The sequence below is a fragment of the Pedobacter jeongneungensis genome, from assembly GCF_000633455.1.
In the GTDB taxonomy this organism is placed as follows: domain Bacteria; phylum Bacteroidota; class Bacteroidia; order Sphingobacteriales; family Sphingobacteriaceae; genus Pedobacter; species Pedobacter jeongneungensis_A.
In genome coordinates, this window is record NZ_AYMG01000029.1 from 24,994 (window position 1) to 42,321 (window position 17,328).

Annotated in this window: 11 protein-coding genes; all 11 read right to left on the reverse strand. The window is 40.4% G+C overall.

Translation table 11 applies throughout. The features are described from left to right. Positions 1 to 53: 53 nt before the first annotated feature. Positions 54 to 2,345: a S9 family peptidase gene (locus U859_RS0124295; RefSeq protein ID WP_025145865.1), complete on the reverse strand. Its 2,292-nt coding sequence runs from the start codon at positions 2,343 to 2,345 to the stop codon at positions 54 to 56. 145 nt (positions 2,346 to 2,490) lie between these two features. Next, positions 2,491 to 3,393, reverse strand: a complete 903-nt coding sequence (locus U859_RS0124305) for an AraC family transcriptional regulator (protein WP_025145866.1) — start codon at positions 3,391 to 3,393, stop codon at positions 2,491 to 2,493. A gap of 228 nt (positions 3,394 to 3,621) precedes the next feature. Next, the gene (locus tag U859_RS0124310; protein WP_025145867.1) at positions 3,622 to 4,863 is read right to left on the reverse strand and encodes an NAD(P)/FAD-dependent oxidoreductase; all 1,242 of its coding nucleotides are present in this window, start codon (positions 4,861 to 4,863) and stop codon (positions 3,622 to 3,624) included. Positions 4,864 to 4,899: 36 nt separating this feature from the next. Further along, positions 4,900 to 5,901: a 4-hydroxyproline epimerase gene (locus U859_RS0124315; RefSeq protein WP_025145868.1), complete on the reverse strand. Its 1,002-nt coding sequence runs from the start codon at positions 5,899 to 5,901 to the stop codon at positions 4,900 to 4,902. Then, a complete protein-coding gene (locus tag U859_RS0124320; RefSeq protein WP_025145869.1) occupies positions 5,894 to 7,480 on the reverse strand; it encodes an aldehyde dehydrogenase (NADP(+)) in 1,587 nt (528 codons plus the stop codon). Before U859_RS0124320 ends, U859_RS0124315 begins: the two co-directional genes overlap by 8 nt. Before the next feature lie 14 nt (positions 7,481 to 7,494). Next, positions 7,495 to 8,412: a dihydrodipicolinate synthase family protein gene (locus U859_RS0124325; RefSeq protein WP_025145870.1), complete on the reverse strand. Its 918-nt coding sequence runs from the start codon at positions 8,410 to 8,412 to the stop codon at positions 7,495 to 7,497. 466 nt (positions 8,413 to 8,878) lie between these two features. Next, on the reverse strand, positions 8,879 to 10,285 hold the full coding sequence (locus U859_RS0124330; protein ID WP_240183092.1) for an aminopeptidase P family protein: 1,407 nt from the start codon (positions 10,283 to 10,285) through the stop codon (positions 8,879 to 8,881). 1,319 nt (positions 10,286 to 11,604) lie between these two features. Then, positions 11,605 to 13,380, reverse strand: coding sequence for an aminopeptidase P family protein (locus tag U859_RS0124340; protein WP_025145872.1), 1,776 nt, complete (start codon positions 13,378 to 13,380; stop codon positions 11,605 to 11,607). A gap of 81 nt (positions 13,381 to 13,461) precedes the next feature. Beyond that, positions 13,462 to 14,991, reverse strand: coding sequence for an arylsulfatase (locus U859_RS0124345; protein WP_025145873.1), 1,530 nt, complete (start codon positions 14,989 to 14,991; stop codon positions 13,462 to 13,464). A gap of 176 nt (positions 14,992 to 15,167) precedes the next feature. Then, positions 15,168 to 15,716: a TlpA disulfide reductase family protein gene (locus tag U859_RS0124350; RefSeq protein ID WP_025145874.1), complete on the reverse strand. Its 549-nt coding sequence runs from the start codon at positions 15,714 to 15,716 to the stop codon at positions 15,168 to 15,170. A gap of 79 nt (positions 15,717 to 15,795) precedes the next feature. After that, on the reverse strand, positions 15,796 to 17,328 hold the full coding sequence (locus U859_RS0124355) for a hypothetical protein (RefSeq protein WP_025145875.1): 1,533 nt from the start codon (positions 17,326 to 17,328) through the stop codon (positions 15,796 to 15,798).

Here is a 17,328-nt window from a genome sequence, read left to right on the forward strand (position 1 = left end):
GTTTGCAGTTACGAATAAACTAATAACCAATCACCAATGAACCAATGAACAATTTACTTTGAAATATTCGGGTTTGGTGGTTCAGCATTAAGCAGGTGCTTTACAAAAAAATCACGTTTACGCCTCCGTCCGTAAGTGCCGCCATCACTATGGCCCATACCTGGGATGCTTAAGATATCAAAATTCTTATTCGCCTTAATTAAGGCATCTGCTAACCGGTAGGTCGATTCCGGTGGTACATTTTCATCAGCTTCACCAACAATCAGAAATAAATCGCCCTGCAATTTGGCTGCATTGGTAATGTTAGATTGTTCCCCATAATGCGGCCCTACGGGATAGCCCATCCATTGCTCATTCCACCATTGTTTATCGATCCGGTTATCATGGCAGCCACAGGCAGAAACTGCCGCTTTATAAAACTCCGGATGAAATAACAGCGCCCCCGTTGAGCTCTGTCCACCTGCAGAAGTACCATAAATTCCAACGCGTGTAATATCTGCATTTGGATATTTCGCCGCCATGGCTTTCATCCACAATATCCGGTCAGGGAAACCGGCATCTGCAATATTTTTCCAGCATACATCATGAAAGGCTTTAGATCGGTTAGCGGTGCCCATTCCATCAATCTGCACCACGATAAAGCCCAGTTCAGCTATGCTCTGCATTTCGCTGGCTGGTAAAAAGCTTTTAGGCACAAAACTATCATGGGGACCTGCATAAATATTTTCGATAACGGGATAGGTTTTGTTGGCATCCATTTTTGATGGAAAGCAAATAATACCCCAGATGTCGGTTATGCCATCACGTCCTTTGGCTACAAATACCTCAGGTAATTTAACACCGGTAGCTAAATATGCCTCTTTTTGACCATGCTCTATTTCCGCAATCCTTTTAGTGCTCGCCGTTAACTTTAACTCGGTAACCGGCGGTATATTTACCTGCGAATAGGTATCGATGTAATATTTGCGATCGGGAGAAAAACTAAGACTGTGGTTACCTTTTTCGGGGGTGAGGTCTATCAAGCCTTTACCATCAAAACCGATCCGGTAGTAGTGGATAAAATAAGGATCTTCTCCAACATTCATTCCGCAGGCCCTGAACCAAACCTGGCGCTTTACTATGTCCACACTATCAATATCACGAACGACATAATCTCCTTTGGTAATCAGCGATTGTTTTCCGCTAGGCGTATTTACAAGATAAAGATGCTGCCATCCATCCTGCTCGCTGGTGTACAACATTTCATTTGTTTTGGCTAAGTAGCGCGTATAAATCCGGCTTTCATAAATGAAAGTTTTTGTCTTTTCGTCGATAATATTTTTGGTTTTGCCTGTTAAAACATCTACTTCAATTACCCTGAAACGCTGATGGCCCCTATCTACTTTTTCGTAGCTGTAATACCTGCTACTGCCCGAACGCCAATGTAAGTCTGGCGGACCGAAAAAGTCAATCGGATCGGCATCTACCTTAATGGCTGTTTTAGTTGATATATTAAAAATATAAGGTTGATAAGCTGTAAAATCGTCGCCAGGCTGTGCGTATTCTCTTGATTTTAACTCGCCACGTGTAGTACCGGGAACGGAACTCAATACATAATGCACTTTTTTAATTTCTTTAGGATCGGTTTTGTAAGCCACAATGTTTTTGCTATCCGGCGACCATTCAAAATCGCCATAAGGTTTGTCTGCATTGCCATCGGTACTCAACTGTGTTTCTGCTTTGGTTGCAAGATCGACCACGAACAGGTTTCCTCCGCGGATCAGGATTTCGTTTTTGCCATCTGGTGATTTTCGCGATTCACGATTTCTCTGCCAACGCGATCTGCGCTGTTGCAAAGGCTTTTTAGCATTGTAACGATAAACGCTTGTGTCTTTTGCATCGGTCAAACTGTAATCACTCAGGTTTAACTGGTACCATTTATGATATATTTTAAGTATAGCACTATTACCCTGATTAGCAAAGTTCAGCTCATCAAACTGAAGTTTTAGCGGATTTTGTTTTTTAGCCGAGATTTTTTCGAGACTTTGCGCCAGTTTATCATGATCAAAAGCTATTTTTCGTTTTCCTGTTGCGGCATCTACATAATAATACGCCCATGTTCGGTTGGGTAGGTTTTTTTTATACCAGAATGCACTTCCATCTTTTTTCCAGTAAGGAACAATATCGTTGTTGGTTGGAATATTGCGCAATGCAGTATCGAGTTTATTGGATAATTGATAGGCATTAGCCATTTCTAGAACACCAGGAGCATAAGGGCTTAGTGTTGGCTGCTGTGCTTTTGTTTGAAAAAAAGCTAAACTTAATAAAACAAGGACTATCGCCATTTTGGCCTTTGAAAAAATCATTATTATATTTTTTGATTGTAAATACGGGATTATGGATCTTGGCATCACTTTATGATAAGCGCTATTTTAAAAATTATGCAAAAAGCATCCCACTCCATTTGAAAAAATGGCTATCACACTATGTTTAAAGAATACATCTAATTGTTTAAGCGCCTACGTAATTTACTTTACTCACATTGTTGTAAGTATCGATATAAGACCTTGGCGATTGGCCAATAATGCTTTTAAATACCCTGTTAAAATTGGTAATACTATTAAAACCAGCTTTATAGGCTACACCAGAAATACAATCTGCTTTTTCGCCCGATATTAGGCTTTTACATGCATCGTTTATTCTAACTTCATTTAAAAACGAAACAAAGGTATGTCCGGTATGCTTTTTAAAGTACCTGCAAAAGGCTTGCGGAGTCATAAAAGCGGTATTGGCTACATCTTCTAACGAGATCTGGTTATTGTAATTTTGGGTAATAAAATTGATGATCTTACTCAGCCGCATGCCTTCATTTTCACTAACGTTTGAAGAATACATATCAGAGCAAAGCGATTCTACATTCTCGTTTAAATCCTGAAGACCATTAACCAGTTTCAGGAAATTAAACAGTACGTCTACTCCAGATGCATGATGAACATCGAACAACCTGGCAACAATATCTTTGGTAAAACCGACAGGAATTTTAAACCCGTGTTTATTCCTGGCTAAAAAAGCACTGGCCATTTTCATTTCAGGAAGGTTAAACAACGAAGCCAGAATACCATTAGGATTGAAGTAAACCGAACAGGCCTTGATGGTTTTATGATTATTCGGAGAAAAATATTCGGGATTGCTTTTAAATAAATGCGGAAGCTTTGCACCAATCACAAAAACATCACCCGAACGGAAGGCATGCATATCGTTACCGGCAATTAATGTACCCTCTCCTTTTTCTATATAAGTAATCTGCCATTCATCATGTCGGTGCAGATACTGATAAAAATATGGTAGTTCTATATGCTCCGATATTACGCTCTTATCGTCGGGCACAAGCATGGTAAATGGTAATACTTTCATAGTCTGGTTGATTTGGTTCGGTTTGCAGATTATGAATTGAATGTAAGGATATTAACCATAAAAATCAAACAAATACCAAATCAGGTTAAAATCCTGCTATAATCAGCTAATATTATATGGATAATGCTATAGAAATCAGCAAAACAATGATACCTCAACTTCGATTATATAACTTTAAGCTAAACAATGAATTACGAAAAAAACGAATTAATTAAATGAATCATTGAGCTATCGAACCACTTTAAATGGTTCCAATTTCAAATCGGTAGCCGTTCCAGCAACAACCTGGCTAACAAGTAATCCTGTGGCAGGACCTAAACTCAAACCCATCATACCATGACCAGTTGCGATGATTAAATTATCTATTTTTTCACTTCTGCCAATGTAAGGTAAACCATCCGGGGAAGATGGACGGAAACCATACCAAATGTCTTTTTCTGCCGGAAGTGCAGGTTTCAGATCTGGGAAATAAGCTGGCACCGACTCCACAATACCTTTAACCCGCTGCATGTTTATCCTGTTATTAATTTTATCCAGTTCCATGGTACCGCCGTATCTGATCTGGCCATTCATTGGGGTAATGGCTACCCTCGCTTCGCATAACAATGCCGGAATAGTTAAACGGTTTTGAGGCTCGGCTTCCATAAAAGAATAGCCCTTACCTGGCATTAATGATATGTTGATATCGGCCATTTTAGCCACTGCAGGCGACCATGAGCCTGTAGCTATCACATATTGATCTGCTTCCCAGGCCTGCATACCTGTAAAAACTTTCATTATGCGCTTGCCAACAACTTTTATTTGATCAACCTCTTTACCACGTTCAATTCTTACGCCATTGGCGGTTAAATATTTGAGCAAGGCGTTCATCAATTTTGTTGGATAGAGGTGTGCATCGCAACGGTAATGTACCGCACCTAAAACATCCAACTTCAGATCGGGCTGTAGTGCCCTACACTCATCGGCACTTAATACGGCCATATCCAAACCCAGTTCTATTGCCCTTGCTGCCAAATGAGCCTCTTCCTCACCTGCCTTTTCTGTTTTGTAAAAAGCAAGAATACCATTATTGGTGATCTCGAAATTAAAACCTGGTTCTTTTGCCAGGTCTTCGTATAATTTTTTACTCAGCAGAGAAAGATCGCGAAGGGGTTCTGCCGACTGGCTAACGTGTTTTGCGGTGGCATGTTTCATAAATTTCAATCCCCAATTAACGAGATTTGCATTTAATGAAGGTCGGACGTAAAACGGACTTTTACTGTTAAACATCCATCTGATGCCCTGTTTAATCATTCCGGGTGCAGCCAAAGGCACAAAATGGCTCGGCACAATCATTCCTGCATTACCAAAAGAGCAGTTATCAGTAATGTTGCCTTTATCTATAACAGTTACCTCATATCCTTTTTTTTGCAGGTAATATGCAGAAGTTAAACCCACAATCCCACCACCAATAATTAATACCTTCGACATTTTTTTATTTTATTTACTGATCAATTTAAACACTTACTATATCACCTGGAATCCATGTGCATATGGATCGTCTTCGGCATCAATTTTAATCGTATTGTAACCGAATACTTTGGCCCAGCCCTCTACACTCGGGATAATTGCTTTAATTCCGTTCAGTTCTACTTCTTCTTCTACCCTTCCGGTAAATTTACTGCCGATAAAACTTTCGTGGATAAAATTTTCTCCCAATTTCAATTTTCCTTTGGCGTGCCACTGGGCCATACGCGCAGAGGTACCAGTGCCACAAGGTGACCGATCGATGGCTTTATCTCCATAAAAAACGGCATTTCGGGCGGTTGATGTAGGGTCGATTGTTTTACCTGTCCACAATACATGGCTACAGCCGTTTATTGTTGGATCAAGCGGATGAACAAAAGTATATTTTTCGTTAATGCGTTTTCTGATGGTTTGGCTCCAGGTAATTAATTGTGAAGCGGTATAATTTTCTAATCCCGGAAAATTATGCTGCGGATCAACAATCGCATAAAAATTTCCTCCATATGCTACATCAAAAGTAAGTGTTCCTAAATCAGGGCATTCGATCTCGAGGTTTTCAGCAGCCAGATAAGAAGCCACATTTTTAAGCTTAACCGATTTAACCTTTTTCCCCCCCTGCTTGTATTCGATTAATACCAGCCCTGCCGGGGCTTCCATTCTAATTACACCGGGTATTTTTGGTTTAATCAGTCCTTCTTCAATAGCAATGGTAATGGTACCGATTGTTCCATGGCCGCACATGGGTAAACAACCGCTGGTTTCAATAAAGAGTACCGCAACATCGTTATCAGGATCGTGTGGCGGATAAAGAATACTGCCCGACATCATATCATGCCCGCGTGGCTCGAACATTAAACCTGTTCTGATCCAATCAAATTCTTTCAGAAAATGCTGTCTCTTTTCGCTCATATTTGCACCCGATAACTGGGGACCACCACCTGCCACCAGCCTCACCGGATTTCCACAGGTGTGCGCATCTACACAAAAAAATGTTTTACTCATGAGATTTGGTTAATTTTTGGTTAACAGTTCTGAAAATATTTAAAGGATTCCCGTCCTTCAGTTCGTCTGGTAAAAGTTCCTGTTCCCAATCCTGATAAGCCAATGGCCTAACAAAACGGTTAATTGCGGTAGAACCTACCGATGTGAAACGGCTATCGTTAGTTGCCGGAAACGGTCCGCCATGTTGCATGGCTGCACAAACTTCTACTCCGGTAGGCACGCCATTTAAAATGATCCTTCCTGTTTTATCGGTGAGTTTGCTTACCAAAGCCTCATAATGTTGAAGCTCCTGCTTTTCGGCCATCAGCGTTGCAGTCAATTGTCCTTCCAATACATCGATCGCTTTTTCGAGTTCATCAATATCATCAGCTACAACCAACAATGAATATGGTCCGAAAATTTCCTCGCGGAGTTTTGGATTTTTGATAAAATCAGCTGCACTTACCTGTGCAATTTTTGCCTGAGATTGATTTTTTAATTCACTATTATTCAAATCAGATACCGCTACAACCTCAACTCCTCCTTCATTTATAATTTCTGTAGAAAGTTTACGATAATTACCAGCAATGGCATCAGTAAGCATGGTTGCAGATGGAATAGCAGCAATGGCTTCTTTTAGAACCGTTTTAAATTTATCGAGTCCCGGAGACTGAACAGCCAGCAACAAACCAGGGTTGGTACAAAACTGACCGGCCCCCAAAGTAATAGAAGCCGCATATCTTTTGGCTAATTCTTCTGCCTGTTTTTCTAATGCCTGCGGAAGGAGGATTACCGGATTGATACTGCCCATTTCGGCAAAAACCGGAATAGGTTGTTCGCGCTGTTGCGCTAAATTAATCAAAGCCATGCCACCCTTGTATGAACCTGTAAAAGTTACAGCTTTGGTTAATGGATGTTGCACAAGATTAGCACCTATGTCATAACCATCATCATATAACATCGAAAAAACACCTTTAGGCATACCGGTTTTCTCAGCAGCTTTTATAATTGCACCACCTACTAAGGCACTTGTACCATAATGTGCGGGGTGTACCTTTACCACCACAGGACAACCTGCAGCCAATGCCGAGGCCGTATCGCCACCAGCTACCGAAAAAGCAAGCGGAAAATTACTTGCACCAAAAACCACTACCGGGCCAATCGGCACCAACATTCTCCTGATATCTGGTCTGGGTAAAGGTTGCCTTTCAGGAAGTGCTGTATCTATGATCGCATCCACCCACGAGCTTTCAGCCACCAGATTGGCAAATAATCTTAACTGCCCGGTGGTTCTACCCAATTCGCCCTGCAAGCGTGCTAATGGCAAGCCACTTTCTGCCGAAGCCCTGTTTACCAATTCTTCGCCCAGGTTAGCAATTTCGTCAGCAATGGCATTTAAAAAAGCTGCTTTAAGATCTTTATTTAGATTTTTATAGCTGTAAAAAGCTTTAGTTGCAGCGATTAAGGCCTCATCAACCAAACTTTCGTTTCCTTTAAAAAATTCGCCATCAAGCGTTAATCCTGTTGAAGGATTAACAGCTTTAAGGCTTTTTTCATTAATTTCTGTATAGGTATTGGCTACAATGTTTTTCCCGTTCATATTTGATTTTTAAACTATTTGCCCCAACTTCCAGCTGGTAATTCAGGACGAACAGCTAATGCATCGTTAATAATTTTCAATACTTTTTCTCTTTCTGCTCCACTTATGGGCAAACGTGGTGCACGCACAGCCTCAGTTCCCAATCCGGTGGCTACTTCTGCCAGTTTAATGTATTGCACCAGCTTGGCATGGATATCCAGTTCCAAAACAGGCAAAAACCAACGGTAAATGGTGAGGGCTTCGGCAATGCGGTTTTGCTTGATCAACCTGAAAATGGCAACGGTTTCTCTGGGAAAAGCATCAACCAAACCTGCAACCCACCCATGGGCACCCATTACGATACTTTCCATCGCCAGGGGATCTACACCGGTAAAGATTTTAAACCGATCGCCAAAACGGTTAATCAAACGGGTTACATTTGATACATCTCTTGTTGATTCTTTTATCGCCTGGATGTTATCATATTTGGTCAAAACCTCGAACATATCCAATGTTACTTCGATTTTATAGTCGACAGGGTTGTTGTAAATCATAATCGGCAGACTTGTACTTTCTGCAATGGCTCCAAAAAACGCAAGGGTTTCATCTGCCGCTGCATTATAACGCATCGGTGGCAATAACATCAATCCGTTTGCGCCAAGTGATTCTGCTTTTTTAGCGGCTTCAATCGCTTTTTTTGTGGTAGACTCTGCAATGTTCAACAAAACCGGTACACGGCCGTTTACGAGACTTAAAGTGTGCGATAGCAGGCCAAATTTTTCTTCATCGGTAAGCACACTGGCTTCGCCAAGTGATCCGCCTAAAATAATGCCTTCTGCGCCTGCTTCCAGCTGTGCTTCGATATTTAAATCGAAAGCCGGAAAATCCAATTCATCATTCGCTGTAAACTTAGTGGTTACAGCAGGAAAAACTCCCGTCCATTTAATACTCATTTACTTTTATATTTTTAATATTAAGATTGATACGAATTTTAACTAAACTTTAAGTTTAGTTAATTAAAGTATTGCTTATTTAAGTTCATCATGAATGAACTCTTTAACTGATTGTCAAATTTAGGGGATAAGTACTCGGTAATATTGTTGGATTTTAACCAATACCGACCGGAAATAGACCACTTGGGATGAAGTGTTATTATCTCGACTAAAGCGTAACCTGTACCGATCCTTCATCGGTAGTGGAATGGATATGTATAGATCGATTCTCATCAAAAGAGTCGTCCTTTTCGAGGCACAGCCTGCCCCGACTTTTTAGGGAAGCAATCTTACAACGATCGCTATAACCCATAGTAGTAAGATTGCTTCGTCGGCTGAAAAAGCCTTCTCGCAATGACGATATCCTTAAAAAAGAATACCATTTATGTAAACCCGTCAGATGGAAACATCTGACGGCACTAAAATTTTAATAAGCGCTGCTCCTTACCGATTCAACTTCTTCGGTAGTTAAGGCCAAATGTTTACCTAACATTCTGCTTCCGCTTTCGGTTACCAGAAAATCGTCTTCTACCCTAATGCCACTAAAGTTTCTAAACTGATCTAATTTATCGTAATTGATAAATTCGGTAAATTGACTGGCGGCTTTCCAACGGTCGATCAGTTCGGGGATGATGTAAACGCCGGGCTCAACAGTTAATACATAACCCGCTTCGAGTGCCTTGCCTAATCTTAAAGACTTTAAACCAAACTGTGTGGTGTTTTTAACCAGGTCATCGGTATAACCCACGTATTGCTCGCCTAAATCTTCCATGTCGTGCACATCAAGGCCCATCATATGTCCGGTACCGCATTGAAAAAACATCGCATGTGCACCAGCCTGTACAGCATCTTCTGCATTGCCTTTCATCAATCCAATATCTTTTAAGCCTTGTGCCAGCATTTTGCAGGAAGCCAGATGCACATCTAAATACCTTACTCCAGGTGCCAAAAGATTTTTAGCATGGGTATAGGCATTGAGTACAATATCATAAACATCTTTTTGCTCAGGGCTGAATTTCTTGCCTACGGGAAAAGTACGGGTAAGATCGCCGGCATAACCTAAAGCTGTTTCCATACCCGAATCGTTAAGCACAAGCTGGCCATCCTGAAGCTGGTTGCCATGATAATGGTTATGGAGGATTTCACCACGAACGGTTAAAATAACCGGGTAAGCCAAATTTCCTCCTGAAGCCAAAGCAGCACCCTGAATCTTAGCAGCAAGCTCACGCTCGTACATCCCAGGTTTTGCCTCTTGCATCACCATTAGATGAATATCGGCCGATAGTGAAGCGGCACGATCCAGTTCTACTATTTCTTCAGCTGATTTAACTGAACGTTGTGCAACAACAGCTTTTATGAAAGCAAGTGATGCCTGTTCTTTAAGCTGATCGATTGGAATGTTAAACCAATTGGCCAGTTTAATTTTATTCTCCGGACGGTAAGGTGGTAAAAAATGAACGGCACGTTTTTTTGCCTGATATTGATTAAGAAAGGTATCCAGCTGATCTAGAGGCAGCACTTTGGTTAAGCCTGAGTCTGCACTTTTTTCGGCTAAAGTTTTTTGTCTGCCCATCCATACGATATCATCAATACCCATTTCGTTTCCAAACAAAATGGTTTCATCTTCATCTAAATCGATAATTGCAGCCAATGAGGGTTCGCTGATCCCAAAATAATATAAAAAGGTACTATCCTGCCTAAAGTGGTAGGTGTTATCTTTATAGTTCATGGGACTATCTTCATTACCCAAAAAGAGTAATATCCCAGCATTTATTTTTGATTTTAATGCGGAACGCCGTTGGAGGTAAACTTTCTTTTCAAACATATTTTTCATGAATTAGGCAAATATCCCAAAAGTGATCTTTATAAAATAGCCATTAAACCGAATGGCTAAAATATGGGTTGTATTTGCAAATTATAAGCTATTTATAAAAGTCACAATAAATTTCTGCTTACCGAAAAATTAGTGCAAAATCTGACAGTAATTCTAAATTTAAAGGTATTTTATTGGTTTGATTTGTATAAAATGATGATCTGATAATTTTGAATTATAATAATTTGATTCATTGATTATAAACATATTTTAATTAAAGTTTTTATTTACTAAATTGTGATTTAATATATTATTAAAAGTCTGAAATAAAATAAATTGAATACCTATATATCAATTCATATCATTAATAAAACTTATATACTATTCATTATCAATCATTAATAATTATACAAAAACCGAATGTTTTGTTGTAAAGCTCAAATTATTAAATAAAAAATAGATTAGACAGACAATTTATTCGTTTTCCTGCAGATCAAACAGATGGATGCGCAGATTAAATTAATACCCTGCAGGGAGATTTTATTTTTGGACAGGATCTCCCCTACTACTACAGTTGCAGCGGGTGTTATGCAGGGAATCGAAATGCTGGATTTGGATAGTTCGTAATTCCCGCACAAATCTGTCGCGTGGACACATCTTTTTTTAAAAATTTTTGTGTCGTTATGCTAGCTTCCTTTCAAAAACCAACAGGTTTTACCGAAGAGTGCCGTCAATCCCAAGAGCCAGGAAAAATCAAAAAAACAGTTGCAACACAGTACAAATGGTACTTCCAAACCTCAAACGTAGTGGTTTTGTGTTTAAAGTTTGCAAGGACTTTAATTTAGCAAATACTAACAAAACAAAGTGCCGCTGTTTTTTTGATGTGTATGGGGCTTCTGTAAAAGCCCCCTGGGTGGATCCGATAGCTATCGGATGACGAAGCGCTTTGGTTACTTTGGCGCTCCAAAATGCACAGCATTCTTGAGCACAACTAAAAATGATCTGCGAAAAACTACCATGCCGCCGCGGCATAGAGCGGGAGAAGAATCTTTATAATTTTGTATCCAGGCGATAGGCATAAGCGGGAATCTTAAAGCCTATTGCATTACGATTATTCATAAGTTTTCCTTTTTTTCAAAGGCATTCATGAGCACTCCGTGGTTCCCAATCAACCCGATAGCTATCATATGAAACGAAGTCCCGAAATTTCGGAAGAGAATCTTTGAATGTAAAGTTCAAAGATTTCTCCACTTCGGTCGAAATGACGATCAGACAAAAAAAACCATCATTCCAATTCCTTTGTCCTTTTTATAAAACTGGCCTCTCGAAATGACGATGGATTAAACAGCCTTACATTTCTCTTTCAGCCATTCAGCTTCTTCTGCAGAGAGCAAAGGTTGAAGCTGATCAAAAACTGTCTGATTATACTGATTTAACCAGGCAAGCTGATGGGTTTCTAAAAGTGATTTGTTTATAATGGTGGTATCAATAAAACATAGGGTTAATGTTTCAAAAGCGAGGAAGTCGCCAAATTCAGTATGGCCATTAGGAATACATAAAACCAGGTTTTCTATTCGCACACCATGTTTTTCTGGGCGATAAATACCAGGTTCGATTGACGTTACCATACCTGGCTTAAAGGAAATATCTACATTAGCCGGACTAATGGTCTGAGGTCCTTCATGTACGTTTAGAAAAAAACCAATGCCGTGGCCAGTACCATGGCCGAAATTTATCGCGTAATCCCAAAGGGGCTTTCTACAGATAGAATCGATCTGATAGCCATTTGTACCCGTTGGAAAGATTAATTTAGAACCTTCTATCAAACCTTTTAACACCAAGGTATAATCGTCTGACTGGCGTACTGTGCAATTGCCAATGGGTATTACCCTGGTAATATCTGTTGTGCCATAAAGGTATTGTCCTCCAGAATCGACCAGAAACAAACCATCGCCAGTGATTTCCTGATCGCTCTCTGGCGTTACAGTATAGTGTGGCAGTGCGCCATTGGCATTATATCCTGAAATGGTATTAAAGCTTAAACCTACAAAAGAAGCATTTTCAGCTCTAAATGCATCCAGTTTTTGCGCTGCAGACCATTCTGTAATTTTTTCCTTCCCTAAGTGTTCTTCCAACCATTTAAAGAATCGGGTTAAGGCTACACCATCATGTAACATGGCTTTTCGGATATGTTTGATTTCCGTTTCGTTTTTCAGGCTTTTTAAATGTGTACTCGGATTAATTCCTGAAATTACTTTAGCTGCTTTAGGTAAAAGCTGATATAAGCCAAAGCATGTCCGTTTAGGATCAATAAAGACCACAGCATCTTCTGGCAGCGATGCCAGAGCATTGCCTGCTTCATGATAAGGATGTAAAACCACCCCTTGCTGATTTAAAGCCTCAACATCTGCTATTGAGAGTTTTTCTTTATCGATAAAAAGCTTTGTTTCGTTGGACGTAATTAAAGCAAAGCTTAAAGCAACAGGATTATAGTCTACATCTTTGCCGCGGAGGTTAAAAAGCCAGGCAATATCATCAAGAGAGGAAATAAAGTGATCATTGGCACCGTATGCAGCCAAGGCGGTTCTTACCTGAGTTATTTTAGATGAAACGCTCAGGCCAGCAGCTTCGGCATCAATTAAAAAAGCTTGTTCCATTGGCAGGGCTGCCCTATCTGACCATATTTCACTAACGAAATCTACATTAGTTACGGATATTTCGTGTTGCTGCAGGCTATTTTTTAGTGCTGTAGCCAATGTGACAGTAATTAACTGGTAATTGAAGCCCACCGTGGCACCTTTAGGCAAAGCTCCGGGCAACCAATCGATGTACTCAGGAGTATGTGGTATTTTTAATTTTACCAATTCGTAACCCGAACCGGTCAATTGTGCCTCTGCTTGCGTAAAATATCTAGAATCTGTCCAGAGACCTGCAAATTCCTGTGTGATAACCAGCGTTCCGGCCGAGCCTGTAAAACCGCAGGCAAATGGAATGGCCTTATAATGCGCCGGCAGATATTCGCTGATATGAGGATCTGCAGCGGTAATGATATAGGCATCTATATGCTGCCTGGCCATTAGCTTACGCAGGGCCTGTAATTTTTCTACATAGGTCATATTGACAAAGGATTGATATTGGCCAAATTTAAATATTACGGGGGTATTAGCTATCTAAAACAGCTAAAAGTTTACTTAATATTATTGTTTTTCTTTTTCCAGAACAGGGATTTCGAAACGCTTAATTAATGGTGTATGGTGTTCTTTTTTGGAAATGGCAACCATTCGCATAATGATGTCGGGATGAGCAGAAGCAACATCATTTTGTTCTTTTAGGTCGGTATTGAGGTTGTATAATGTCCATTTATCATTGCCTTTGATCATATCTAACCTTACTCCTTTCCAATTCCCGATGCGGATGGCCTGCTGTCCGCCGTATTCGGGATATTCAAAGTAAAGGTAATCATGCTGCATCTGTTTTCCTTTGCTCAAAATGGTCGGTAAAATACTTAATCCATCAATCCCGGATGGTGTTTTTATCTTTAAAAGGTCGCAAAAGGTAGGCATTATATCCAAAGTTGAAGAGATCAGATCACTTGTTGATCCCTCTTTTACTTTACCGGGCCAGGATACGATGAAAGGCTCCCTGATTCCCCCTTCTCTCACAAAACCTTTACCCCAGCCATATTCGCCTTTAAAAGGGCCGTTGCTGTTAAAAAATACGGGATCAGTTCCTGCATTAAACGCAGTACCGTTATCTGCACAGAACATGATAATGGTATTATCGTAAACGCCTTCATCTTTGAGTTTTTTGATTAATTGCCCTACCTGCCGGTCGAGCAGTGTAATCATGGCAGCATAAGTAGCACGTGGATAACGGCAAGGGAAATACGAGCCACCAGGAAATGGTTTTTCATCGCCAAACTTTTTATGGTAGTAATCAACCAGTTCTTTTGGTGCCTGTAAAGATACATGTGGCAAAGGACTGGCATAATATAAAAAGAAAGGGTTTTCTTTATTTTTCCCAATAAAATTTAATGCAGCTTTGATCAGAAAATCAGGCGCATAATCATTCTGCTGGTATTTTTCGTAGTTTTTTTCGTTTAAAGGGTCAAGATCAGCAGGAAATTTAACATCCGGATCAACAATCTTATTATCAAGGGGAACCCGGTTTTCGTTCTCCCATAAATGCCCGCTGTAATAGGTATGATCCTGCCGCTGACAGATAAAACCATAAAAATAGTCAAAACCCTGGCGGTTGGGTACCCCAGCGGTCATCGGGCTTCCCAATCCCCATTTGCCCACCAATCCAGTGTTATAGCCTACCGTTTTTAATACTTTGGCAATGGTGATGGTAGAGTCAGGTATGGGGTACTGTCCTTCGAGAAAAGGATTTGCCTCCATTGCCTTAAAGTTCCATACTTCCCCACGTTCGCCCCACTCGTGGTTACCGCGGATAAATGCTTTTCCAGAGTTGATACCTGTCATCAATCCATATCTTGAAGGTGCACAAACCGGATAGGCATAATGCTGCGTAAAACGCATGCCACGTTTGGCAAGTTCATCTAAATTAGGGGTTTCTATTTTCTGCTGCCCATAACTGCCCAGTTCACCGTAGCCTAAATCATCGGCCAGGATGTACACAATATTGGGTTTGGATTTTGATCTTTGAGCATAAGCACTGATCGTTAATATACTAATCAGCACCACTATCGAAATTCTATTCATCATATATTAAACCTGTAGAATATTTATAGGATACAATATATTGATAAGCATGATTTCATGTTTAATTTTTCACTGCACAAACGTTTGCATAAAACGTGAATGGGCTGCATATTAATAGAAACAGGCCCAATTTTAATTACTGAGCCTGTTCATATATCGAAAACATTATAATCAGCACATTATCTGCTTGTTTTCTGACTTAATTCTTTTACATTTTTAACCAGGAGACTAAATTCTTCTTTATCGTACAGGCGGGTTAAAAACCTGATGTAGCCATCCCTGTCTATCACTACATTACGGGTAACGCCAGCCTTTTTATCCGCAAATTTCTGAAAGATTTTAGCTCCGGGATCAAGCGCAAGCGGATAACTGATGTTCATGTCTTTATGAAATTTTTGCACCACATCAAGCGGTTCATCCCGGTCAACACCAATCAGCACCACATCTTTGTCTTTGTAAGCCTGCCAGATATCCTTTTCTAAATAAGGCATTTCTTCGCGGCAAACCTTACACCAGGCTGCAGTAAATTGCAAAATCACGATTTTACCTTTTAGCTCTTTTAAAGTGGTTTTCTTTCCATCATTGAGTACGAGTTCAAAATCATCAGGCGCTTTATCGCCAACTTTTACCAGATAGCCCCTGCTATCGGCATTAGGGTTTTCGAATTTCTGCTGTTGTGCAAACGCGCCAAGGCTAAGCAAAACTGCGACTAAGGTTAATAGTTTCATTTTCATCATCTTGTTTTTTAAAGGGTAATTATAAATTGTTCAACTGGTTAATTATTTAAATCGGTTAACGGTAAGTTTTTTATTTTTCTGCTGCTTTCCAACCTTCATCAGCGGCGGTAGCTACCTCGCCGTATTTTCCTTTTTCTCCGAAATAAGCATTACCGCCAAAAGTATAAACAGGCTGTTTCACCAGGTCGAGCTGCAGCTGAGGTAAAGGATATTCGGTTGGGGTACCACCCACCAGCAAATTGTTCCTGCGCATAAAAGTGAATGGTAAAAATGCGCCACCTGCACCATCAATCTCGATGGCATATTCGTAGTGAAGCTGTTTTCTTAAATCGGCCTGGTTGGCTGCAACATCAGGAAGGGTGCCAATTGCTTTTCGGGCCGCAGCCGGATCATTGAGCAAAGCAGCAGCCCCGGCATAATCTTTTAACCAGAATTTAGATTCTGCTTTTAATAACCTAATTTCTTCGGCTAAGAAATAAGGATTAACCGCTCCGGGCGAGTTGAGGGTATTGGCCGTATTGTACCACCTTTTCCTGTACCAGTTGGTAAAAAGGCCACGTCCACGCGATTCGATAAATATCCCGAAACTAGTGGTGTAGCCGAAGTAACTGTCGAAACGTTTATCATTGCTACTGATGTTTGGTAATATTCCGGTTAAGGGATAAAATTTAGGCGTATTTCCGGTTTTATCTGCTAAACAGGCAATTTTCACATCGGGCGGCAACCAGCCAGAACCATCTGAATTGCGCTGTACCAGATTAGTCAATAATTGATTGTAATAGCCTCCCGTTACCGTGGTAATTACAAAATCGCTGGTAAAACCTTTTTCGGCATAAGCCAGTACTTTATTCCACTGCGCATCGCCGATTTTTTCAGCTTCAGCTTTATCACGTGCTTCTGAAGACAAAATTCTGGCAGCCATCGAGTTGGCTAGCTTAATAAAATCTGATTTACTAAATGATTTCCCACTCAAAAAATCGAACTTAAACTGGCTGTTTGCTTCGGCCAATGCGATAGATTTATCAATCAGCTTAATTCCGTTAGCAATTAAGGCCTTGTAAGAATCCGGAAAATCTTTGGTACTTAAATTCACGTCATCTACAATAATGCCACGGTCGAAAATAACGCCTAAATAGCCCTGTGCTATTCCTTTAGCATAATAGGCAGCCACCAGGCAGTCTTGTGTGCGGTCGTTACCCTGTGTATCGTAAATCTTTTTTCCCTGCTTTTCAATAATATCCAGTGCCAGGGTAGCATCTAAATTGGCCTGATAAAAGTTGTTGTAAAAAGTATTCCAGGTAACTGCACCGCGGTACGATGTATTGTTGTTGAGCCTTAAGCGTGGTTCGTTGGCGAAATCCCACCAGGAAGAGTTTCCATTGGTATTGGTGGTTTGGTCAGCCAAAAGGCTAAAATGTGTTCCTGATGCACTTGTGCTCGTGCTGAAAACGGTTTGTACGCTGCTTGTGGTTAATTTCAGCCCCAGGTCTTTGATCTGATCGATGGCCTCCTGATTGGTTAAAGTGGTAGGATTATCAAAATCAGTTTTTTTGCAGGCACTAAGGCTTAGTGCAATTAATGATAAGTATAATAGATTTTTCAT

Excerpts from the sequence above, each read along its gene's own strand:
- U859_RS0124355 (WP_025145875.1), bottom strand. The coding sequence starts at position 17,328 with ATGAAAAATCTATTATACTTATCATTAATTGCACTAAGCCTTAGTGCC.
- U859_RS0124315 (WP_025145868.1), bottom strand. The coding sequence starts at position 5,901 with ATGAGTAAAACATTTTTTTGTGTAGATGCGCACACCTGTGGAAATCCG.
- U859_RS0124340 (WP_025145872.1), bottom strand. The coding sequence starts at position 13,380 with ATGACCTATGTAGAAAAATTACAGGCCCTGCGTAAGCTAATGGCCAGG.
- U859_RS0124350 (WP_025145874.1), bottom strand. The coding sequence starts at position 15,716 with ATGAAACTATTAACCTTAGTCGCAGTTTTGCTTAGCCTTGGCGCGTTT.
- U859_RS0124325 (WP_025145870.1), bottom strand. The coding sequence starts at position 8,412 with ATGAGTATTAAATGGACGGGAGTTTTTCCTGCTGTAACCACTAAGTTT.
- U859_RS0124310 (WP_025145867.1), bottom strand. The coding sequence starts at position 4,863 with ATGTCGAAGGTATTAATTATTGGTGGTGGGATTGTGGGTTTAACTTCT.
- U859_RS0124345 (WP_025145873.1), bottom strand. The coding sequence starts at position 14,991 with ATGATGAATAGAATTTCGATAGTGGTGCTGATTAGTATATTAACGATC.
- U859_RS0124305 (WP_025145866.1), bottom strand. The coding sequence starts at position 3,393 with ATGAAAGTATTACCATTTACCATGCTTGTGCCCGACGATAAGAGCGTA.
- U859_RS0124330 (WP_240183092.1), bottom strand. The coding sequence starts at position 10,285 with ATGAAAAATATGTTTGAAAAGAAAGTTTACCTCCAACGGCGTTCCGCA.
- U859_RS0124295 (WP_025145865.1), bottom strand. The coding sequence starts at position 2,345 with ATGATTTTTTCAAAGGCCAAAATGGCGATAGTCCTTGTTTTATTAAGT.
- U859_RS0124320 (WP_025145869.1), bottom strand. The coding sequence starts at position 7,480 with ATGAACGGGAAAAACATTGTAGCCAATACCTATACAGAAATTAATGAA.